The following is a 21811-nucleotide window of genomic DNA, read 5'->3' as shown; positions in this document are numbered from 1 at the left end:
TACAATTAGGCAAATTCAGATTTAATTTCGAGTACCACTTTGCCCGTATGTTGGCTGCTTTCCAAACATTGATGTGCCTGAGCTACTTCATCAAATGCAAAGGTTTTATAGATCATCGGCTTACATTGATCTGCCTCAATTAAGGGCCAGACAAACTGCTCAAGTTCTTGCGTAATTTGAGCTTTTTCAGCATTGGTTCTAGCACGCATGGTTGAACCTGTGACAACAGCCCGTTTTAACATCAATTCTTGTATATCAAAGCCATCGACTTTTCGACCACCCATAAAACCGATAATGACCAATCGACCATCCCGCTTTAATAATCTCAGGTTTTGATTGAAATAAGCAGCACCAATAATGTCCAAGATCACATCCACACCTTGGTCATCGGTTTGAGCTAAAACCTCTTTTTCAAAATCCTGTGTTTTATAGTTGATCACCTGTGACACAGAAGATAATTTCTCAACTTTGTCATCACTCCCAACAGTGGAGAAGTTTTTGATGCCCATCGCATGACATAAGCTGATTGCTGTTGAACCAATACCACTGGCTCCACCATGAATCAGTACGGTTTCATTCTTTTTCAACTGCCCAATCTGAAACAGATTCGCCCAAACAGTAAAATAGGTTTCAGGAATAGCAGCCGCTTCGACAAAACTCAGATTCTTTGGGATTTTTAAGGTTTGGTTGGCTGGTACCGCACAATATTCTGCGTATCCACCACCATTGGTCAGTGCACAGACTTTATCTCCAACTTTAAACTGGGTGACGTGTTCGCCGACTTGAGCAATCACACCTGAAACTTCTAGCCCAGGAATTAGGGTTACGCCTTTAGGCATCGGATACAGCCCTTGGCGCTGTAAAATATCAGGTCGGTTAATTCCTGTTGCGTAGACTTCGATGAGCACTTCATCTGCTTTAATCTCTGGTCGAGGCCCTTGAAGCACTTGTAAAACTTCAGGACCGCCAGCTTGTGTAATTTCGATATATTTCATTTGTTCTACGCTATTTTGATTCATCTGATCATGACTCCGTTTCAGTATTCGATTCAGCATGCTTGGGTGGAAAACCAAACTGCTTTTTAAATTCTCGGCTAAATTGAGAAGAACTCTGATATCCAACAGCATAAGCCGCTTGCGCCACACTTTGGTCTGCGTTTTGCAACAGTTGTTTTGCCTTATGCAACCGAACCACTTTTAAATATTGCAATGGTGAATGTTGTGTGACTTGTTTAAAGGCCTTATGAAATGCAGAAGTACTCATATTGGCTTGTTCTGCAAGCATTTCTACAGTGAGCTTTTCGGTAAAATGATGTTGAATATATTCACAAATTTTATAAATCGGTCTGAGATTCCCCTGAGCGAGCAAGCCTTTTAAAGCATCTGCACCCGAATGTTGAATCACACGATAAAGCAACTCCCGTTTAATTTGATCTCCCAAGATCAATACATCCTGTTCAGAAGTCAGCACATTTAACAGTCGAATCAAAACACTCGATACGGTTTGATCATACTGAATCACACTCATCCCTGTGGTCAGTGGTTTAAATCGGTAATTTTCAAAATAGGTTTTAGCCAGTAGCTCATTTACAGTCTCTGCCTCTAACTTCATGCTGATCGCAATCATCGGTGCTTCTGGACTGGCTATGGTGTCACAATCAAATGGCATTGAAACAGCGACGATCAGGCATTCGTTTTGCTTGAATGAATAAGTTTCCGTACCAATATAGCCACGTTTTTGACCTTGCAATACAAATACGAGGGTTGGTTCCTGCAACACCGCAATCGGTGGTGTGTTGTGATCGACACGCATTAGGGTAATGCCATCAATCGCTGTAGCAAAAAAGCCTTCTTTATTTACCAGTTTTAGGAATAATTTGATCAGTGTTTGGTCATTCATCATGTGTCATCTGATGATTTGAAATGTGATTTTTATTATTAAATAGCAAACAGATAAAAACTGTTAGTTTTATGCAGAATTAGGCATGGAATATAGAGCTTTCGAACGAAAAATAATGTAAAGCCATCCAGTAATAATGTTTAACTTATTATATTTCTATAATTTTTAATATTTTCTTTAATTCATAAGCAACCTGATCTTCGTCATACATGTATGCTCCCCCACTTGGGACATAGGACGCTAACATGAGAATAATATCATTTACAAAATCTTGTTCTAACTTCAAACTCTCAAGTAGGAACTCAATTTTATTCGCATTCTTTATAGATATATCCTTTTTATTGATAAATTGTTCAATACAACAAATTAGCTCATTTTTAAGCATCGTAATCCTAAAATGAATTATTACAAATATTTTTACTTTACTCGATACTTTCTGTTTAGTAAAACTGACTCGAATCCAACATCTGTAAAGTAATTTTTTTCACTTCATCACGACTTTGCATAATATGCGCTTCAATCGCATTGATTGCTTGTTCAGTTTGTCGATCGAAAATAAAACCTAAGATTTTTTGATGTTCCTGATAAGTTGCTTCAACTCGATAATCTTTAGAAAAATCCAAACGGCGAATAATCCGAATACGCTCACTTAAGTCTCGATGAATCCTTGCCATTTCATTATTGCCTGAAGCTCGGACCAAAGCACAATGAAAATCCTCATCTTGCTGAGAAAGCTGTTTAATGTCTTTTAAATACTCAGATGGTTGTAATAACCACAGGTCTTTTAACACTGACAGCTCAACTGAGTTGTGGTGGTCAATCTGACAGAGTTTTCGAATCGAATCTTTTTCCAAAACAATACGTACATCATAAAGTTCTTCATAATAACGAAAATTGAGCGGCCGAATCTGCCAACCGCTCCGAAAGCTCACATCAACATAGCCTTCTTGTTGCAAACGATACAAGGCTTGTCGGATTGGGGTACGACTCACATCATAGGCTTTAGCAACTTCAGACTCAGTAAAGCGTTCACCTGGCATCAATTTGAAGTCAAAAATATCATTCTTGATACGTTGGTAAACTAGCTCAGACAAATTGTCTGAGCCTTTGGTTGTGTTCTTTATGTTGATGTTAGCTTCTTTCATGCAAGCTTATTCCATATAGACCAATGGTTCACCACTGTGTACGGTTTGCCCTGCTCTGCAAATAATGGCTTTGACGATGCCATCCTCTTCCGCATACACAGGCAATTCCATTTTCATGGCTTCAATAATAGCAACAGTTTCGCCTTTTTTGATCTCTTGCCCATGTTCCACAAAGATCTTCCAGATATTTCCTGTCATTGATGCATTTAAAGAAGAAAGATGGCTGTAATCAACATCAATGGCTTGTTCAACATGTTGCTCAGGTTGTGCAGCAAACTCTTCCTTCCAGCGATTGACTTCGGTGCTAAAGGCCTGTTGTTGCTTGTGTTTAAAAGCCGCAATACTTTCTGCTTCATTGTCCAAGAACTGTACATAGTCTGCATAATCAAACTCAGTTTCTTCAATTTGAATTTGAGCACGGCCATTTTCAAAATCTGCGCGCCATTCATTCAATTCAGCTTCGGTCACAGGGAAATATTTAATCTGGTCAAAGAATTGCAAGAACCATTGCTTATCTCCAAATTGCTTGTTCTTTTTAAACTTGTTCCAGATCGGCAGCGTCCGCCCAATCAACTGATAACCACCCGGTGAATCCATGCCATAAATACACATGTACATCCCACCAATACCGACAGTACCCTCAGCGGTAAAAGTACGTGCAGGATTATACTTAGAACTGAGTAAGCGGTGACGTGGATCAATCGGTACTGCACATGGCGCTGTCAGATAAACATCGCCTAAACCTAGCACTAAGTAGTTGGCATCAAAAATAATATCTTTGACTTCATCACGATGTGCTAGCCCGTTAATACGTTGGATAAAATCAACGTTATTCGGTAACCATGGTGCCTTGGCGCAAACACTTTCCTGATAGCGCTCTACTGCACCCAAAGTGGCACTGTCCTCAAACGCCATTGGTAAATGCACAATACGCGATGGGATTTTGAGCTGGCTTAAATCACCCATTTTTTCTTCAAGTTTAAGCAATTGATAAATGAGCTCAGCTTGTGGAATCACCAGACCATCATATTTAATTTGTAGGGAACGCACACCTGGTGACAGTTCCAAAACACCTACAAGATTGGCATCACGAATCATTTGAATCAATTGGTGCACTCGTAAACGTAGCGCCAAATCTAAAACGTTTTCACCATATTCTAATAAAATATAGCTATCACCTGCTTGGCGATAAACTGTTTTTGGCGATAATGCTGTTGGTTCACGTTGAGCCAGAATAGTGGAAAAGACATCTTGAGCAGGTTCAATGGTTTCAACGACTTTGGCGGCATCTGCAAAGTTCTGGATATTGTCGATTTGTTTCCGTTCTAACGCATTGGCTTGCTCTGCCGTGATTGGGTAAAAACGGATTTTGTCATCGGCTTTCAGTTGACCTACTTTCCACAGTTCAGCCTTGGCAATGGTTACTGGACAAACGAAGCCACCTAAACTTGGGCCATCTTTTGCCAAAATCACAGGGAAATCACCCGTAAAGTTGATCGCACCAATTGCATATTCACAATCATGCACATTGGATGGGTGCAAACCAGCTTCACCACCATTTTCTCTTGCCCAGCTCGGTGTCGGACCTGAAAGTCTGACCCCTAAACGGTTTGAGTTAAAGTGAACCGTCCACTCAGAAGCAAAGAATTCTTCGACATATTCAGGTTTAAAGAAATCAGGTGCACCATGTGGTCCATACAACACTGCGATTTCCCATTCATTGCTATACTCAGGGATGAGATCTTTGGATAAGGCTTGAGGCTCATCAATCGCAAGCGGTAATTCCGCACTGGCAAATTGTGCATCGACCATTTTGATCATGTCGCCAACACGTAAAGTCCGCCCTGCATGACCACCAAAATTACCTAATGCAAATGTTGATCGGCTACCCAAATATAGGGGTACATCCAGACCATCACGCACAGCTAAATAAGTACGACATCCAGATGCCACCTGACCAACTTTCAAAGTTTGACCAGCTTTGACCTTAATCGGTTGCCAAAAGGCAATCAGTTGATCATCCAACAAAGCCGTACAGCTTGCACCTGTGAGTGCAATGGTGGTATCGGCATGGAACTTTAAGGTTGGGCCCACCAAGGTAAACTCAAAACCTGCTGCTTTGGCATCATTGCCGACAATACGGTTGGCGAGTTGGAACGCATAATCATCCATTGGGCCAGATGGTGGTACACCAATATTCCAATAGCCTGTACGCCCTGGATAATCTTGAATGGAACTCAATGTACCTGCTTGGATCACTTCAATGACTTTTGGCGAATAATCAAAATCATCAAGCATCCGTGTCCAGATTTGCATGGATTCAAATCGTTGGTCAGAAACAATCGCGCGTGCATAATCCAAGTTGGTGCTGATGCCATTTAAACGCGTTTCAGCTAAAACCACTTTTAGTTTTTCAATCGCAGCAGCTCGATCTTCCGCATGCACAATAATCTTTGCAATCATTGGATCAAAATACTGAGAAATTTCTGTGCCTGTTTTCACCCATGTATCAACACGGATACCTTCTGGAAATGACACTTCGGTGAGCACACCCGGGCTAGGTTGGAAATTTTTCACAGGATCTTCGGCATAGACTCGGACTTCAATTGCAGCACCTTGCGGTTTGATATTGCTGAGATAGTCCCAATCCAATGCATCACCCGCCGCAACTTTGAGCATACACTCAATCAAGTCGAGAACAGTCACCATTTCCGTTACTGGATGCTCCACCTGTAAACGGGTATTCACCTCAAGGAAATAAAATTCATCTCGTTGTGCATCGTAAATAAATTCAACCGTTCCTGCACTGCGGTAATTCACAGAGCGCCCCAGTTCAACTGCGGCTTGATGTAGCTTTTTACGGGTTGCTTCAGGTAAATTAGCTGCAGGTGTTTCTTCAACCACTTTTTGGTTACGACGTTGCAATGAGCAATCACGCTCACCAAATGCGACAACTTGACCTTTACCATCACCAAAAATTTGTACTTCAACATGACGTGCTTTATCAATAAAGCATTCAATAAAAACACCTGCATCTTTAAAAAACTGCTCGCCTAGGCGTTTCACGCTTTCATAAGCATCGGCCAGTGCTTGTGGGGTATCGCATCGGGTTAGGCCGATACCACCACCACCAGCGGTGCTTTTGAGCATAATTGGATAACCAATCCGCTCAGCCGCAGTCAATGCTTCCTCTAAACTGTCCAGCAAGCCTGTACCAGGGGTCATTGGTACATGAGCCGCTGCGGCAAGTTCACGTGCACGATGTTTTAGACCAAATTCCAGAATCTGTTCTGCAGTTGGCCCCATAAAGGCAATATTATTTTCTTCACAAGCACGAGAGAAATCGGCACTCTCAGACAGAAAACCATAGCCTGGAAAAATTGCTTCTGCCCCAGTCTGTTTAGCAGCTTGAATCAGTTTTTCGATACTCAAATAAGTATCGGCAGGTTTTAAACCATCTAGTGCAATTGAGATATCTGCATCCTGTACATGCTGAGCATAGCGGTCGCTGTCCGAATAAACCGCGACACTGGTAATGCCTAATTTTTTCAGTGTTCGAATTGCTCTAACAGCAATTTCACCACGGTTTGCAATAAGTACGGTCTTAAACATGATGATTCCCCCTCAAAAATTAATTAGCTGTATTGACGACTTGACTATTGCGATGCTGGATATACGCTCTCCAGCCACCAAAATGGCTGATATTCTCGGCATCGCCTAAGCCATAGGGTTCACAAATAAAACCTTTAACCCAACGGCCATCTTCAAGTTCGACATTGCCCATGCCCAATGGGGTTGGAATTTCTGCTACAAACTCACCGAAACGTGCTGTGGGTACATCCCAAAGCTCGACAATGATGCTTTGTCCATCTTGTTGACGAGCCAAACCTGGTTTTGGCGGAACCGTACCATTTAAGGCATAAAGCGCATAATCCTGAGAGGTTTTGGTGGTTTCGACATGAACCGCACCACGTGTGGTGAGTTGGAAATTCAGTGGCATACCAGTTAAATGCGCACCGACAACCGCGACACGAATATGATGAGGTGACAGCAAAGTCGGTGCACTTGCTACAGCTAATGTCTTATCTAACGCACCGAGTTTCAGTGCTAAATAGTTCTGCCATGCTTTGCCGAAATGCACCAAGGCTGCATCGTGCCAAGCAGGTGCAATTAAAGTGATACCAAATGGTAGGTTGTCTGCTCTAAAGCCTGCGGGTAATGCCAAAGCACTTAAATCTGCGAGATTGGTAAAATTGGTATAAGTGCCGAAATGCGCGTTATATTCAATCGGGTGTTGTTGCATTTGTTCAATGGTATAAATCGTTGGTGAAGTTGGCACGATCAAGGCATCAAACTCAGCCAAGCTAGCTTGGATTTTTCGGGTCAAATCCTGTTTTAAATATTCAGCATTGTAGGCATCCACCGCGGAATATTTTTCACCTTGTTGAATAATCTCTAAAACGGTCGGATCAAAATCAGCAACATTGGTTTTGAGTAGGTCAGCAGCCGCTGCAGTACGTTCTGCCACCCAAGGGCCTTGATAAAGTTGTGCTGCAAGTTGCTCAAAAGCAGAGAAATCAATGCGAGTAATTTCAGCATTTAAGCTTTCAAGTAATTGAATGGTGTGTTGAAAAGCTTTTTCAGCCAATTCATCACCAAAGAAGTTCAATTTATTCGGGATGGCAAATTTCAGCTTACTAGAGAAACGTGCAGGTACGTTTTTAGGATGCTGACGTGAATAGCTATCTAAAATATCGTAAGCTTCGACTTGAGCAGCCACCAATTCAGCGTCAGCCACAGTGAGAGCAAAGATAGAAATACAATCAATGCTCTTTACTGCGGGTAATAGACCACGATTAGAAAAGCGCCCTTTGGTTGGCTTTAAACCGACAATATTATTAAATGCTGCTGGCACACGCCCTGACCCAGCGGTATCAGTTCCTAAAGAAAATGGAACTAAACCACGTGCAACCACACTAGCCGAACCCGAACTTGAGCCGCCACTGACATATTCAGGTTTAAAACTATTCGGTACTGCCCCAAAAGGTGAACGTGTGCCAACCAAACCCGTCGCAAATTGATCAAGATTGGTTTTGCCAACGACAATTGCTCCTGCTTGTTTAAGTAAACGAATCGTTTCAGCATCTTGTGTTGCAACACGATTCAGTGCCTTACATGCCGCTGTAGTGACAAAACCAGCGACATCAATATTGTCTTTGACTGCGAATGGCACACCATAGAGAGGAAATTGTTTTTGCAGATTTTCAGCATCTTGAGTCAGTTGCTTTAAAGATTGGATTTGTTGCTCAACTAAATCTGTACTCGCAATCGAAATCCAAGCAACATCCTGAGGATCAAGTGCTAAAACCAGCTCTTTCAAAATATCGAGTTGAATTTCTTGCTTTAAATACGCCGTTTGCCATTCAGAAATTGTCCAGCCTAAAGTTTTTATTTCGCTCACTTTATGAATCCTATCTTGTATACAAGTTTGAATAGATAAAAGCAGAAAGTGTGCCAACAATAATTTTATTATATAAATTAATAACTTAATATACAACCCAAACTACAAGACGGTTTGAATGGTTTATTTATGGTGCTAAAAAGATTCGACAAAAATACCGATGCGCTATAACTCAGCAAATTTTTATCGAGAGTGAAAGAATCAAAGTAAATGTGATGAAATGCGATTTAAATTATTTATATTTATAAGATTATTTATTTACTTTTAGATAGTTAGTTAAATCTTCAAACTCAGTTGCTACTGCTTTAATTGCTTGCTGCTCCATGGCTCTATATTTTTTGAGCACGACTTGCCCCAATTCGGTTACTACTGCACCACCACCATGCGTTCCACCTGTTTGGGTATCGACCAGATTGGAATGAAAGCATTGGTTCATGGTATCCACCAACTGCCATGCACGGCGATAACTCATATCCATAGACTTTGCTGCTTGGGAGATTGATCCTGTACGATGAATCGCTTCAAGTAGCTCAGCTTTACCTGGACCAAAAGCAATCTGCTGATCAGATAAGATTCGCACATGTAGCTTTAATTGTGCTTTTGACATTTCTTATTACCCAAGATTTAATGATGTATTTCACATCATCAAATCCTATCACTTTTAAATTAGAAATGAATCACGGTGCGAATCGACTTACCTTCGTGCATTAGGTCAAAGGCATGATTAATATCATCCAATGCCATGGTATGCGTTACAAACGGTGCCAGCTCAATCTCACCTTTCATTGCATCTTCAACCATTTTTGGTAATTGACTACGACCTTTTACACCGCCAAAAGCAGTTCCCATCCATTTACGTCCTGTCACTAACTGGAATGGACGTGTTGAGATTTCCTGACCTGCACCCGCAACGCCAATAATCACCGATTGTCCCCAACCACGGTGTGCACATTCGAGTGCCGAACGCATAACATTTGTATTGCCAATACATTCAAAAGAATGGTCAACACCCCAACCTGTCATTTCAACAATCACTTGTTGAATCGGTTGATCATAATCTTTTGGATTTAAGAAGTCAGTTGCACCAAACTGTTTTGCTAGTTCAAATTTATCTGGGTTGGTATCAATGACAATAATACGCCCAGCTTTGGCTTGACGTGCGCCTTGTACAACTGCAAGACCAATACCACCTAAACCAAACACAGCAACGCTGTCACCTTCCTGTACCTTCGCAGTGTTATGTACCGCACCAATCCCTGTGGTTACACCACAACCCAATAAGCACACTTGTTCGTGATTGGCTTCAGGGTTAATTTTTGCCAAAGACACTTCAGCAACGACGGTATATTCACTAAAGGTTGAACAACCCATATAGTGATAAATCGGTTGTCCATTATAAGAAAACCGTGTTGTGCCATCTGGCATTACACCTTTACCTTGAGTTGCACGAACAGCAACGCATAAATTGGTTTTGCCCGATTTACAGAATAAGCATTCTTTACACTCAGCGGTATACAACGGAATCACATGGTCACCGACTGCAACACTAGTCACACCTTCACCCACTTGCACCACAACCCCTGCACCTTCATGTCCCAGTACTGCGGGGAAAACACCTTCAGGATCATCACCTGACAAAGTGAAAGCATCGGTATGGCACACACCAGTATGGGTAATTTTAATCAGAACTTCACCTGCTTTAGGTGGTTCAACATCAAGCTCTACGATTTGTAATGGTTCGCCTGCGGCAAAAGCAACGGCTGCACGAGATTTAATCACAATGACACTCCTTTGGGTCAGTTGATATTTCAACCATGCATTGTGTTATCGGCTAAAACAACATAAACAAGGCATGAAACACAGACAATGGCAGCTCCCTTGTCAAGTTTCATAACGCAGTTTACGGAAGTTTTAGCCATAACCCTATGGGACAGGTAGATTTTTTATCGTTACGGCGTTAGGTTTTGCTTACTTAGAATCACTAAGTTTCACAAACCCTGCCTTGTACCGCTTAAAAAATCTCTTCTGTCACAAGCATCTGTGAAATATCAGCTGCCCCTAATTTACTTTAAATAAGATTTAAGAATTTTACTGACTTGAATGAGCTCTTGACTGCGTTGCAACTCAGACGATTCACCAACAACTAAAGTGTCTTTGAGATGAATTTCGAGAAGTTCCGTCATCAAACCATTTAATGCACCACGAACTGCACAGATTTGCTGCAAGATATCAGCACATTCTGTGTCACTTTCCAAAGCCCTTTCCACACTCTGAACTTGACCTTGGATTCGTCTTACACGTGTGAGAATCTTTTTTTTATCCTCTAATTGTTTAGGCATAATGTCGACCACATTAAATCTAAAAATATACTATACACCAGTATAGTACTTAAGCTCAATATTTGTTGATCTAGATTCTATTAAGCTGTGTCCATTGGAATGAATTTACAAAGAAAATTAAATTATTAAAATGATAACCCATTGATTATCTTTATAATTACATTTCACCCTTGGAACAAAACAGCATTTAGATATATAAGAAAATCAATCACCTACACATTACTGTTGGATCCAAACGCTTGATCAATAAAATGATAAACAATTCATACCATTTTAAGATAATGACACTTGTTATCATGTTAGGAATTGGTGGTTGTTCTTTGCCACCCAATCAGAACCATGATCGGAGTAACTCCTTGCATACGAAAACAAAGTGGATGAATGATCCACAAGCCGATCTTAATATTGAAAAAGGTTTAACTGCATTTTTAGCATTGGATGATGCCTTTTTAAGTATTGCTTCCCGTATTCATTTAATTCGAAATGCCAAGCATCAATTGGATTTACAATATTATATTTGGAATGACGATGCCATTGGCAACATGATGCTACATGAGTTACTCAAAGCAGCTGATCGTGGGGTAAAAGTCCGTTTATTGATTGATGATCAAAATGGCATAAAACTAGATAAAACCTTAAAAGCCCTGGCCCAACATCCAAATTTTGAAATCCGTATTTTCAATCCTTATAAGTTTAGGCACTTACGCTTTATTGATTATGTTTTTAGACTGAAACAGATTAATCATCGTATGCACAATAAGCTCACTATTGCCGATCATTCAATTGCGGTTACAGGTGGCCGTAATATCAGTAGTGAATACTTTGAAGCCAGTGACCAGTTTCAGTTTAGCGACATGGACATTTTGTTCTATGGTAAAGCAGTTGATCGCGCGGAACAGGTTTTCGATGAATTTTGGACCGATAAACTCAGTTATTCAACAGAACAATTAATGGGTTCTGGTACACCTCAACAATTGGAAAGTTTAAGAAATACTTATAAAGCCTTAGATCAAGTGGATACACCTACCGAAGATAAACTCGAAGCCGCTCAAGATTATTTAAAATTACGTTTACAAAACTATCCAATCCAATGGGCAAAAGCACATTTTGTCGCAGATCATCCGAATAAGGCCTTAGGACAAGCCAAAGATCAGCAGCTTTTATATGCCCAAGTTTTGAAAATTATGGGTAAACCAGAACAGCATATGGAGTTAGTTTCGGCTTATTTTGTTCCTACGAAACAAGGAACGACCTACCTCAATCAACTCTCTAAAGATGGTATTAAAGTCCGTGTCCTAACCAATAGCTTGGTGGCCAATGATGTCGCCGTGGTGCATTCTTTTTATAGCCAATACCGTAAACCACTTTTAAAAAATGGCGTTCAACTGTATGAGTTTAAACCAAATATTGAACGAAAAAAACGAACTTGGTATGAAATCGCCACAGGCAGCGTAATCCCTGTAAAAGGCAAAAACCGTTCAAGTTTGCATGCCAAATTTTTTGATGTCGATGGAAAGGTTTTTATTGGTTCATTTAACTTTGACCCGCGCTCTGCCCATTTAAACACTGAAGTTGGTTTAGTAGTTGAATCTGATCATTTACAAGACCAAATCACCGCTATGCTTGATCAGCATTTATTACAAGTGGCTTATCAACTCAAATTAGATCAAAACGGTGATATTGTTTGGTATGAGCATAAGGAAAATGGTGAAGTTATTGAGCACCATCATGACCCTGAAAGTACCAGATTCCAGCGCTTTACCATGCACTTTGTGTCTTATTTTCCAGTTGAATGGATGATGTAAATCACCCTTCAATAAGATTTAATTTGCTGAATTGACATCTTTCTTCATCCTAAAAGGGCAGTCAATTGATTTGGTCTGAATTTGCTCATGTAAGAGAATTCAGAATCAAACGTTTAGATGGGTTAAATATCCTCGGATGATGGAGTGTTTAAGCTAATCCAAAGTCATTTCAAATAAACACAGCCCTTCTATCTCTAACGGCATCTTAATCTGTGTAAAAGATGCCTGTTCAAGTGCATCCAAATGCTCTTGTTTAGTCATATAAAGCTGATTATTTTGCATTGCATGTGCTGTACACAAATGATCACACACTAAATAATAGCCTTGAGGTTTTAATAAGGTTTTTACGATTCTATGAAAATCGGTTGCATAGCATTTATGTCGAAGCTCATGTAATGCTTGATGGATAATAATCAAATCATACTTCTGAGAGAATGTATTCTGCCAATCAGCAGCTTTAAAGCTTCCAACCAAATAGGTTGCCCGTGCTCTTTCAGCGGCATTGAGTTTTTCTTGTGCCAGCTGATGCATCGCTTCTGAAAAATCAAAAGCGGTATACTCAATGTTAGTAAGTTGCGAGAGCAAATGTTGAGCTAAAAAACCTGGCCCAGAACCAAGTTCTAATATCTGATATTGTTCAGAAATATGCGGTCTAATAAGATTGGTATAATATTCAAAAAAGTTCTTGCGCCACGGTCTTTTTATATTCGCCGTTTCTTGCCATTCCAAAGCATCAGCGAAATTTCTTAAATCAATTGGACTTGCGACATCCTGCATTTATTTCCCCCTTTAATAATTAGATTAAACCAATTTGGCTAAAGAACTGTTGATAGGCTTCAGCTTTCTTTTCTAGTGCTAATGGATAGGCTCGCGATGATGACGGCAGTCGATATAGACTCAGCTCTCGATCAGCATAATTTACCTGCACCGACTGTCCAATCATAGGTTTAATGGCTTGCGCTGGAAAATGTTGCATCAACGTATCTGTTGCTTTATCACCTGTGGTCATGATGGTATGACACAGTGGAATTTGTTCAAGTAATTTGGATAAATCTGTAGGCGTGACAATTTCTAAAAATTTATCAGAAGCATTACCTTGCAAGCGTTTCACTTGATAGGCCGTGTCAAAGATTCCTACACCAATTTGAGTTAAGAACTCACGGATAAGTTGTTCTTTAAAGTTTTTATTGGCTAAGTCTAAAAAGTAATCTTTATCATTAGAAAAGATCAGACCGAAGATTCTCCACATGTCGTTTTGATAGTTTGGATAGTAAAAATCCATCTTCCACCGACTTTGCGGTGGTGGAAAACTACCGAGCATCAGTAGCTTAGCAGTCGCTGGTAAAAACGGTTGTAATGGGTGTGTTTCTATTTTGATATCAGTCATTTATATAAATAGCCAAATTTTAAATTGAGCGAAAAATTTTATTTATTTTATAGAATCTTGTAGTGTTTTGCTTGGATGTTTTTATTGGTTGAAATTTCACCTGCACAATATCATTTTTTCTTTGAGTTTGCTGATCTGACAGCGTTAATTTCACTGATAAAGCTCTGCGTTCAGGCACATAAATAAATCCCTAAAAATATAAGTTATCTTTCTAAATCACCTTTATGATGCTAAATAGTTCAATCAAAAAGATGTCTTAAGGCATCGTCTTCTTCACCTGAACTAGGATATTCTCTAGATCTAGCAAATTCTTGCTCTCTCATTTCACGTTCGAATTTTTCAGTCTCAAGTCTAGCTTTTTCGTTATCAATTATACGTTGCTGATTTTTCCTAGCTTTTTCAGCTGCTTCCTGTTGAACTCTTACTTGATACTCCACCTCAATCTCAGCCATTTTTTGCATGTGCTGTTGAAATTGCTGTTGTTTTTTTTGTTCTCTTTGCAATCGATCATGATTAGATTTCCATATAACCCCAAACATTAATAGAAAAATAATACTCAGAATAATGTAAATTTTATTCATTAGCTAATGCCATTCCCAAGATAACAACAACGAACTCTTGTAAAGTCGTTTAGATTCTCTGATTTATTTTGTTTGGATTATAGCGAGCTAAAAATAAAATTTACAAAAAACAGATGAATGGAAATACAACAAAAGCCGTACTAACGTAGCTTTTCATATTGTTTAATTATTTGGATCTAAAACTCCCAGTAGTATTTCCTTTGCAATCAATTTGAATTTTATCCATTGTCAAAGATCTTCCATCATTCATCATTAGATATTGCTTAGCGCTTAGGTAATAGTTTAACTGTCCAAAAGGATGTTTAAAATTACAGTGGCTAGCTAAACTTTTACTTCATAACATCAATGGCATATAACATATATAATATCAATCACTTAGTTACCTTTAATCACAATTAATTCCAAGCTTTTCACTGTAACTTTCAGTCATGATTTTCAGATCATTCATCAGTTTATTTTTAGATTCTTCTTTTGAAAGCTTTAGTGTTGCAGGTATAAACTCATACTTATAAATTTTAGGATAGTTTAGACACAACACGTATTTCTGAACATCTTTTTCAGCTAGAGGGTCATTAAGAATAACTAAAAATTCTTCAATCTTTTTGTTGGCTTCTACCAAATGTTTTTTTGCTACTCTTTCCCCCAAATTTGGTAGTTGGTCACAGCCAACAATTAATGCTGCAAGGCAAAGTATTAATATTTTTTTCATGCGATTAGCTTTTAAAGATATTGAAGATGAGTGAGTTGAAAGAAGAAATTTATAGCATAATTTTTGAAAAAACAACGACTTTAAAAACAAAAATCAGATGAATTAATATACACCTTTACTACTTAGAATTATTCACTTTTCAGTTTTATACAATTTGATTTGCTACTGCTGAAAAAATTTTACTATTTTAATCATTTATGAATAAATCATGTTCATGTTGTCATCATTCATAAACATGGATATGAATAAGTGAAGCCACGTTATCTATTTTTTCTATTCTATCTTTTACTTTTCGAAGAATGCTTCAACTATTTCAATGACTTTCAAGGCAAGCTCAATGCTTAAATTAGGGGATTGATTTTTCTATTTAATCGTATCCAAAGCATCAGCATCTTTGATCTAAATTGTATAAGCTGAGACTTGCACTTAAATCATATATGCACCAAAATTATCATGAATCAATTCGAATATTGACTCGAGTGATATCAATATAAGTAACAAACGAACAGTCATATATTTTTGATAAATCATTAAAACTCCAATTTTCAATTGAAGAAATCTAATTTTGAGCAAAAATAAACTTGAGTATTTACTATATAATATTTATCTACAATTTTTATTATTCAAGATAATATTACCTAAAGTCTCTCCAACCTTATTTTTATATAATACCTCAACTTTATGGTCGTTAACGCCCATGTATTTAAAATTGAAAAGCTCTTTACACCATACCTGAAAACCTTCCTTAGTGCTAATGAAGTCAGCTAAATCCTTTTCTTCAGCTTCTGATAAGTCTAAAGTGGGGCTCAATGTTACCGAAGAATAATGTGGTGTCATAGAAGCTGCTGTTATCTTTATTAACTCATTTGATTTATCAGTCAGTGAACTTGACGCCTTTTCTTTTGCCTTATTAAAAAAATCTATAGCTCGATCAAGATCTATAAATTTGAAATCCTGCCCTACGATCCCTAATTCTTTCAATTCATCATCAGCATTAAAATCGCCATTCGCTGTTACATTAAGACTGAAAGCTAATAAGATTGAAGCAATTAAAATTTTTGTCATAAAAACCCCCTTTATAATAGAAGTAATTTATCAAATGAATAATCCGAAGTCATTAAAAAAAACACTTTAAGCGGTTTAATTTATATTAGACTCTTTATGCAATAGACAATTAGTTTTGATTTTGGATTTCGTCTTCAGTAAACACATAGGAACATATATCAAGCCTTTGTTTTATCTTGAATAAATTCATACTTAGAATTTGTTCCCTAGGTTATATCTAAATACTACCCCATATGGGCTGAGCCTAGAAAATCTTTAAATAGGTCATTTCCTACATCATTCTTCATTTGGCGTGATCTATAAGGTTATTTAAATTTTAGATCGATCAGGGCTAATCCTACTAAAAAGATGATAGTGATAAATTCTATTTCCTAGCTGTATCTGATTGCTTAAAAATTAATATTCATGTGAAACATGTAACAATATTAGAATGCTTATCATATACAGATTGATGATTTTATAGCTGTACCAAACTATCATCACTATGCTACATGTTTAGCTACATTTGTGAATGTCTAACTACATAAGCGCAATATCGTTACAAACGAACAAATAAGATCGATAGGCCTAAAAACACAATAATGACTCCAAAAAACTTGTTGATATAAACACTGATCTTAGAGTCTGCTCTGACATTGGCGGCAATTTTACCCGCTAAAAATACAATTGGAATTTGTATTAATAACATGACAATGATCAACTCAATACCAAGTATTAACATTTGAAACATAGTACGGCCAGCTTCGAGATGAATGAACTGTGGAATGAAAGCCAGCGTAAATATGATAGCTTTTGGATTTAAGAGATTAGTAAGTAATCCTTCTAAATAAAGATTTTTATAGCTTTTTTTAGACTTCTTGTTATCAATGCTGAGTGGATTATTATTTATAAATAGACTAAAACCAACCCACAAAATGTATAGTGCACCAAGAATGATAAAACTTTTATACAGTACAGCAGAAGAATAAATTAAAGCCGTTACACCAGCAATCGCAAATAGGATATGGAACATCACTCCAGTCACAGCGCCCAATACAGTGATCAATCCCGCCCTAGCTCCCAGACTCATTGCATTTGATAATGCACGCAACATATCAGGACCAGGAATAAGCGTTAAAATCATCGCAGAAATAGCAAATAGCCAAAGTGTTGAAATATCCATAAACATCATTTGAAACGTTAATTGGACATATTTTCAATATCTTTAAACCCACAAGATAGAATGATATTGCTCAGCGGCTAAAGTTGCGATAGTTACGAGGAGTCGTCCCATAAGTAGATTTAAATGCTCTTCCTAAATGGGATTGATCAGAAAAGCCACAGCTAACTGCAATTTCTGCAATTTCATGACCTGTCGAAAGCATTCTTTTCACATGTTGTAGCTTAAGTTGCCGTTGATAACGGCTTGGGGACAAACCAAACTTTGCTGTAAATTGACGACATAAATGGAATTTCGACATTCCTGCTGCTTGTGCTAATCGATCTAGGCTAATCCCTTCAAATTGATAATCATGAAGATATTCTTTTGCTCGTATTAAATGTGATGATGCTGAACTCTTTTGACTTGCAAAGTTTTGCACTCCAATAGAAGAAAATACGTGAAGAAATTCTGCCATACAATCACTCCAAACAACCTCTCTTTCAAACTTATCAGTGTCTGTGTTTGTTAAAACTGTGGCAGCTTCACAAAGTTTTTTTGCAAATACAGTTTGTTTTAGACCAGCTACAATATTCGGAGGCAAATGTATTTCCATACTTTCAGCAGTATTAAATACACTCTCCACCTTTGGATAAAACATAAAATAGCGACATCCTTGCTCACCAACGACTGTTCCAGCATGGATTTCTCCTGGAGCAATGATGCTGACTTCACCACGTTGAACAATTCCTTCCATTTTTTGCTGAGCACTATTGTTATTAGCCCCGCGTAACACAACACCAACTGACCAAGTATCATGCCAATGCCTTTCAAACTCATGGTCAGAAAAATCTGCGATAAGTAGCTCTAAACCATCTAGATCATCAAAACAATGTATTCGTGCAGAATTTTTCATATCAGCTCAATCTTAAAGATTTAGACAGTTCATAATGAATGTGAAATTTATTATACGTGATCTTAAAGAAAAGCTTCATTAAAGAGCCTTTAGATTTTTTAAAACACCTTCCAGCCAACTAAAGCATTTTAGAAATAAACCATTAATATTTAAGTAATTTAAATCTAAATGTTTTGATTCTTTTCACCCAATATTGAGAACATCAACGGTAAATTTTTGCCAAAATGCTCAATCCTGTATTTTTCATTCTCTTTAGTCATATTACTAAAACAGTTATAGGATGAGTAATCATATTCTTTGAATTCGAGAACATTTATTCCATGATTGATTAAACTTGTAAATATTTCACTCAGGCTATGATTCCATGTGATCGCTTGATAGGTTATTTCTGCTGATTTATCAGCATAAGAGCCAGTAGATGTTTCACTTATAGGGTCATTTTTGAAGTAGCTATATGTTATATTTTTAATTTCATCATCAAACATCCATATGATGGGATGAAATTCAACAATTAAAAATTTACCCCCAATTTTTAAAAAATTGGATATCACCTTAGCCCATAAGTCTAAATTTTCTAACCATCCTATAACGCCATAACTCGTAAATACGTAATCATATTTTTTGTCTAAAACACTAGGTAGTTCATAAATATTGGAGCAAATAAACTCTACATTTAAACCTAGTTCATTGTTAAACTCTTTTGCTTTCTTTATGGCTTCTTCTGAAAAGTCTATAGCTGTAACATTAGCACCAAGTTGAGCCAAAGACATAGAATCTTGTCCGAAATGACATTGTAAATGTAGTATGGATTTTCCTGAAATATTTCCTAAAATACCCAATTCTATTGGGTTTAGCGTGTTTCTTCCTTTTAGAAAGGAAATATTGTCATAAAACTCGCTTTTGATATGCGCATTTGTTTTTAAATTCCAAGCATTCTTATTAATACTGATATAGTCACTCATCTTTTATCCTTTAAGAACTTAAAACTAGTTTTAATTATAAAGAAAGCCCTTAAGGGCCTTCTTTTACATCTAACTCAAGCATTAAATTGTGATTGAGTCATTTCACCTAAATAGCAAATCGAGATCGCAAATAAATTCTCTGGCTGAGCCGTGGGATCATTCTTTTGGATCCACTCAGCGCCGACGACATTCAACTCATTAAGCTTTGACTTTGAAACTGGCGGTAGATATGTTTCTAAAGGCAACTGAATACTAAAATTTCTTGTATTGCCATTAATACTCTTATCATTAAATGTATAAGCAATTAAGTACCAATGATATTTCTGTTCAGACATTTATTATTCTCAAGTTTAATTATTGAGCTATTTTTATAGCATAAAAAATTAAAACACCCACTCAAAATTCATGTTTTTAATCCTTTTTATCTAAATCAAAGACTCACAACAAACTGTGATGATCTTTGACACATCTAAAGATCATCACAAACCTCATCAGCCTAGGCTTGCAGTAAGCCTCTATCTTTTAAAATCGGTAAAACATGATCCCTGAAATATGGAAATTCTTGGGTGTAATTGAGAAAAGATAAGGTGCTACCTGAAAAACCTGTTTCATCTAACCGTATTAACCCTTCAGCAACTTGTTCGGGAGTACCAACCAACGGAAAACCACCATGACCTACCGCAATACGTTGGCGTAATTGTTCACGTAAATCAGCTGGAAAAGATTTGCAAAATGAAAATAAAGTATCCATCAAATGTTCAACAGCACCATGATCAGCATGATTCAGTTGTCGATCCCATTCTGCTTTGGCTTCTTCTTCAGTAGCACGGCATATTACATGAGCAAAGGTCAGGACTTTAATTTTCCGACCTAAGGTTTCGGCTTCATCTTTAAGTTCTTTAATTTCTGCAACTGAGCGTGCTAAATCAGCAGCAGGTGTAAATAAAAAATCTGAATTTTTAATGGCGAACTCACGTCCTTCTTTTGAACCAGCCGCATTAAAAATGGGTGGAAAAACTTGAGGAGCTGGTTTTCCATAGGTACCTTGGGTTTGAAAAAACTTTCCTTGCCAATCAAAAGGCTCACTACTTTGCCAAGTTTTTTTAATTAATTCATACCACTCTTGTGCATAACCATATCGTGTTTCATGATCATCAGGCAACTGTAAACCCAAAGCATCATATTCAGGTTTATTCCATCCTGCGACAATGTTTAGACCAACACGATTATCACTGACTTGGGCCATGGTTGCGATTTGTTTTGCGACTACAATTGGATGGTTCAGTACCGTATGCAATGTAGCAAAAATCTGAATATTTTTCGTTTTTGCCAATAATGCCGATGTCCATGTTACGGTCTCTAACACCGTTCCATGAAAATCCTTTTTGCCACCATGCCCAATAAAACGTGCCGCGGATAACATAAAATCAATACCGGCATCATCGGCCATTTGCGCTAATTCTAAATTTTGGCTCCAACTGGCATCCCAGCCATCCTCTAGAGTTGAAGGTGTTAAACCGCCAGAACAATTAGAGGCAAAAATGCCCAATTTAAAGTGATCAGATAAATTGAAGTTGTGTTGATACATGTTTTTTTCCTTTTTAATATAAATCGTTAAAAATTTGGAATGGCAAAATCTACTTCCCGAAAAAGCCAGTTTTATCAAAGTAAGGACTTATTTCTCTATGTTATAAAATCAGCCCTGCTGTAGTTAAATTTTCTATAAATTATGTGAAATATAACTTAGCTTAGCAAAATAAATATCAATTATAAAATCCATTTTTCATTAGAATATCAAATCAAATTCAAAATAATCGTCAGTTAATGTGATTGACAAATATCCAGAAATTCATCTATAAATTACTATATATTTCATATATCTATAAAATCTAGGAATAAGCACAATGGAACATCAGAATGACCTTCATCCTTTGGTTGCTCCATTAGCAGCGCTTAACTACCTACATGAAGCACATCAATACATCGATAAGAACCTAACAGTGATACAAGTTTATAATTTAATGACAGGACATCCACCCTTTTGGTTACGCATGGCCTTTAAGATCAGAGATTTTTTAAGTTTAAAGTTAGGAGGTGTGCAACCGATCAAAGGCTTTGATTCGGTTAAACCTGAAAATGTTCAGATCAATGAAAAGTTGGATTTTTTTGATGTGGTGAAAATTACGGACAAGGAATTATATTTACAATCTACAGATAAACATCTCAGCGTATTGGTCGCATTACAACTTCAAGAACATGATGAATTAAAGAATGAGTTAACTGTCACAACCAGTGTGATCACTTACAATCTTTTTGGAAAGATTTACATGCTTCCTGTCTCCTTGGTGCATGATTTAATCGTCAAAAATTCATTAAAGAATTTAAATCAATCGTTTTAAGTGGC

General features: G+C 37.6%; 21 protein-coding genes. 2 read left to right on the top strand and 19 right to left on the bottom strand.

Going from position 1 to position 21811, the window contains the following annotated elements:
* Positions 1-5: 5 nt before the first annotated feature.
* From NDN11_RS08590 to NDN11_RS08550, 9 genes are all read right to left on the bottom strand, one after another.
* A complete protein-coding gene (locus NDN11_RS08590; protein ID WP_251111394.1) occupies positions 6-1019 on the bottom strand; it encodes an NAD(P)H-quinone oxidoreductase in 1014 nt (337 codons plus the stop codon).
* Between the two features lie 4 nt (positions 1020-1023).
* Complete coding sequence (locus NDN11_RS08585) at positions 1024-1902, bottom strand: AraC family transcriptional regulator (RefSeq protein ID WP_251111393.1); 879 nt, start codon at positions 1900-1902, stop codon at positions 1024-1026.
* 145 nt (positions 1903-2047) lie between these two features.
* Entirely contained in the window at positions 2048-2284 is a 237-nt protein-coding gene (locus tag NDN11_RS08580) for a hypothetical protein (protein WP_251111392.1), read from the bottom strand.
* A gap of 55 nt (positions 2285-2339) precedes the next feature.
* Entirely contained in the window at positions 2340-3044 is a 705-nt protein-coding gene (locus NDN11_RS08575) for a GntR family transcriptional regulator (protein WP_251111391.1), read from the bottom strand.
* Between the two features lie 6 nt (positions 3045-3050).
* Positions 3051-6656 (bottom strand): urea carboxylase, encoded by a 3606-nt coding sequence (gene uca, locus NDN11_RS08570; protein WP_251111390.1) that lies wholly within the window; start codon positions 6654-6656, stop codon positions 3051-3053.
* A 19-nt stretch (positions 6657-6675) separates the two neighbouring features.
* A complete protein-coding gene (gene atzF, locus NDN11_RS08565; protein WP_251111389.1) occupies positions 6676-8505 on the bottom strand; it encodes an allophanate hydrolase in 1830 nt (609 codons plus the stop codon).
* Between the two features lie 250 nt (positions 8506-8755).
* Entirely contained in the window at positions 8756-9112 is a 357-nt protein-coding gene (locus tag NDN11_RS08560) for a winged helix-turn-helix domain-containing protein (RefSeq protein WP_167246924.1), read from the bottom strand.
* A gap of 59 nt (positions 9113-9171) precedes the next feature.
* Positions 9172-10281 carry an S-(hydroxymethyl)glutathione dehydrogenase/class III alcohol dehydrogenase gene (locus tag NDN11_RS08555; RefSeq protein ID WP_251111519.1) on the bottom strand — a complete coding sequence of 370 codons (1110 nt, stop codon included), beginning with the start codon at positions 10279-10281 and terminating at the stop codon, positions 9172-9174.
* Between the two features lie 287 nt (positions 10282-10568).
* On the bottom strand, positions 10569-10844 hold the full coding sequence (locus tag NDN11_RS08550) for a metal/formaldehyde-sensitive transcriptional repressor (protein WP_005313619.1): 276 nt from the start codon (positions 10842-10844) through the stop codon (positions 10569-10571).
* Positions 10845-11140: 296 nt separating this feature from the next.
* On the opposite strand from NDN11_RS08550, the gene NDN11_RS08545 reads away from it, so the two are divergent.
* Positions 11141-12649, top strand: coding sequence for a phospholipase D family protein (locus NDN11_RS08545; RefSeq protein ID WP_251111388.1), 1509 nt, complete (start codon positions 11141-11143; stop codon positions 12647-12649).
* A gap of 153 nt (positions 12650-12802) precedes the next feature.
* Here NDN11_RS08545 and NDN11_RS08540 read toward each other — a convergent pair whose 3' ends face one another.
* The 10 genes from NDN11_RS08540 to NDN11_RS08495 all read right to left on the bottom strand — a co-directional run bounded on the left by NDN11_RS08540 (position 12803) and on the right by NDN11_RS08495 (position 20995).
* Positions 12803-13426 (bottom strand): class I SAM-dependent methyltransferase, encoded by a 624-nt coding sequence (locus NDN11_RS08540; RefSeq protein WP_251111387.1) that lies wholly within the window; start codon positions 13424-13426, stop codon positions 12803-12805.
* Between the two features lie 19 nt (positions 13427-13445).
* Positions 13446-14036 (bottom strand): uracil-DNA glycosylase family protein, encoded by a 591-nt coding sequence (locus tag NDN11_RS08535; protein ID WP_251111386.1) that lies wholly within the window; start codon positions 14034-14036, stop codon positions 13446-13448.
* A 239-nt stretch (positions 14037-14275) separates the two neighbouring features.
* A complete protein-coding gene (locus NDN11_RS08530; RefSeq protein WP_228284308.1) occupies positions 14276-14617 on the bottom strand; it encodes a hypothetical protein in 342 nt (113 codons plus the stop codon).
* Positions 14618-15002: 385 nt separating this feature from the next.
* Positions 15003-15326 (bottom strand): hypothetical protein, encoded by a 324-nt coding sequence (locus tag NDN11_RS08525; protein ID WP_251111385.1) that lies wholly within the window; start codon positions 15324-15326, stop codon positions 15003-15005.
* A 603-nt stretch (positions 15327-15929) separates the two neighbouring features.
* The gene (locus tag NDN11_RS08520) at positions 15930-16391 is read right to left on the bottom strand and encodes a hypothetical protein (protein ID WP_251111384.1); all 462 of its coding nucleotides are present in this window, start codon (positions 16389-16391) and stop codon (positions 15930-15932) included.
* A gap of 538 nt (positions 16392-16929) precedes the next feature.
* Positions 16930-17553 (bottom strand): LysE family translocator, encoded by a 624-nt coding sequence (locus NDN11_RS08515; RefSeq protein ID WP_251111383.1) that lies wholly within the window; start codon positions 17551-17553, stop codon positions 16930-16932.
* 70 nt (positions 17554-17623) lie between these two features.
* Positions 17624-18445, bottom strand: coding sequence for an AraC family transcriptional regulator (locus NDN11_RS08510; RefSeq protein WP_251111382.1), 822 nt, complete (start codon positions 18443-18445; stop codon positions 17624-17626).
* A 164-nt stretch (positions 18446-18609) separates the two neighbouring features.
* Positions 18610-19407, bottom strand: a complete 798-nt coding sequence (locus NDN11_RS08505; RefSeq protein ID WP_251111381.1) for a class I SAM-dependent methyltransferase — start codon at positions 19405-19407, stop codon at positions 18610-18612.
* A gap of 74 nt (positions 19408-19481) precedes the next feature.
* On the bottom strand, positions 19482-19742 hold the full coding sequence (locus tag NDN11_RS08500; RefSeq protein WP_251111380.1) for a hypothetical protein: 261 nt from the start codon (positions 19740-19742) through the stop codon (positions 19482-19484).
* Positions 19743-19903: 161 nt separating this feature from the next.
* Entirely contained in the window at positions 19904-20995 is a 1092-nt protein-coding gene (locus NDN11_RS08495) for an LLM class flavin-dependent oxidoreductase (protein WP_251111379.1), read from the bottom strand.
* A 316-nt stretch (positions 20996-21311) separates the two neighbouring features.
* Here NDN11_RS08495 and NDN11_RS08490 point away from each other — a divergent pair, with 316 nt between their 5' ends.
* Positions 21312-21806 carry a DUF2867 domain-containing protein gene (locus NDN11_RS08490; protein ID WP_251111378.1) on the top strand — a complete coding sequence of 165 codons (495 nt, stop codon included), beginning with the start codon at positions 21312-21314 and terminating at the stop codon, positions 21804-21806.
* The last annotated feature ends 5 nt before the right edge of the window (positions 21807-21811 follow it).

Source organism: Acinetobacter sp. C26M, from assembly GCF_023702675.1.
Lineage (GTDB): Bacteria > Pseudomonadota > Gammaproteobacteria > Pseudomonadales > Moraxellaceae > Acinetobacter.
Note: the sequence above shows the minus strand (reverse complement) of the source record. Positions and strands in the feature narration are given on the sequence as shown.

Bases quoted from the DNA above. Each gene is read 5' to 3' on its own strand.
- NDN11_RS08590 (WP_251111394.1), bottom strand. From the start codon at position 1,019: ATGAATCAAAATAGCGTAGAACAAATGAAATATATCGAAATTACACAA.
- NDN11_RS08585 (WP_251111393.1), bottom strand. From the start codon at position 1,902: ATGATGAATGACCAAACACTGATCAAATTATTCCTAAAACTGGTAAAT.
- NDN11_RS08580 (WP_251111392.1), bottom strand. From the start codon at position 2,284: ATGCTTAAAAATGAGCTAATTTGTTGTATTGAACAATTTATCAATAAA.
- NDN11_RS08575 (WP_251111391.1), bottom strand. From the start codon at position 3,044: ATGAAAGAAGCTAACATCAACATAAAGAACACAACCAAAGGCTCAGAC.
- uca (WP_251111390.1), bottom strand. From the start codon at position 6,656: ATGTTTAAGACCGTACTTATTGCAAACCGTGGTGAAATTGCTGTTAGA.
- NDN11_RS08560 (WP_167246924.1), bottom strand. From the start codon at position 9,112: ATGTCAAAAGCACAATTAAAGCTACATGTGCGAATCTTATCTGATCAG.
- NDN11_RS08550 (WP_005313619.1), bottom strand. From the start codon at position 10,844: ATGCCTAAACAATTAGAGGATAAAAAAAAGATTCTCACACGTGTAAGA.
- NDN11_RS08545 (WP_251111388.1), top strand. From the start codon at position 11,141: ATGTTAGGAATTGGTGGTTGTTCTTTGCCACCCAATCAGAACCATGAT.
- NDN11_RS08540 (WP_251111387.1), bottom strand. From the start codon at position 13,426: ATGCAGGATGTCGCAAGTCCAATTGATTTAAGAAATTTCGCTGATGCT.
- NDN11_RS08535 (WP_251111386.1), bottom strand. From the start codon at position 14,036: ATGACTGATATCAAAATAGAAACACACCCATTACAACCGTTTTTACCA.
- NDN11_RS08530 (WP_228284308.1), bottom strand. From the start codon at position 14,617: ATGAATAAAATTTACATTATTCTGAGTATTATTTTTCTATTAATGTTT.
- NDN11_RS08525 (WP_251111385.1), bottom strand. From the start codon at position 15,326: ATGAAAAAAATATTAATACTTTGCCTTGCAGCATTAATTGTTGGCTGT.
- NDN11_RS08520 (WP_251111384.1), bottom strand. From the start codon at position 16,391: ATGACAAAAATTTTAATTGCTTCAATCTTATTAGCTTTCAGTCTTAAT.
- NDN11_RS08515 (WP_251111383.1), bottom strand. From the start codon at position 17,553: ATGGATATTTCAACACTTTGGCTATTTGCTATTTCTGCGATGATTTTA.
- NDN11_RS08510 (WP_251111382.1), bottom strand. From the start codon at position 18,445: ATGAAAAATTCTGCACGAATACATTGTTTTGATGATCTAGATGGTTTA.
- NDN11_RS08505 (WP_251111381.1), bottom strand. From the start codon at position 19,407: ATGAGTGACTATATCAGTATTAATAAGAATGCTTGGAATTTAAAAACA.
- NDN11_RS08500 (WP_251111380.1), bottom strand. From the start codon at position 19,742: ATGTCTGAACAGAAATATCATTGGTACTTAATTGCTTATACATTTAAT.
- NDN11_RS08495 (WP_251111379.1), bottom strand. From the start codon at position 20,995: ATGTATCAACACAACTTCAATTTATCTGATCACTTTAAATTGGGCATT.
- NDN11_RS08490 (WP_251111378.1), top strand. From the start codon at position 21,312: ATGGAACATCAGAATGACCTTCATCCTTTGGTTGCTCCATTAGCAGCG.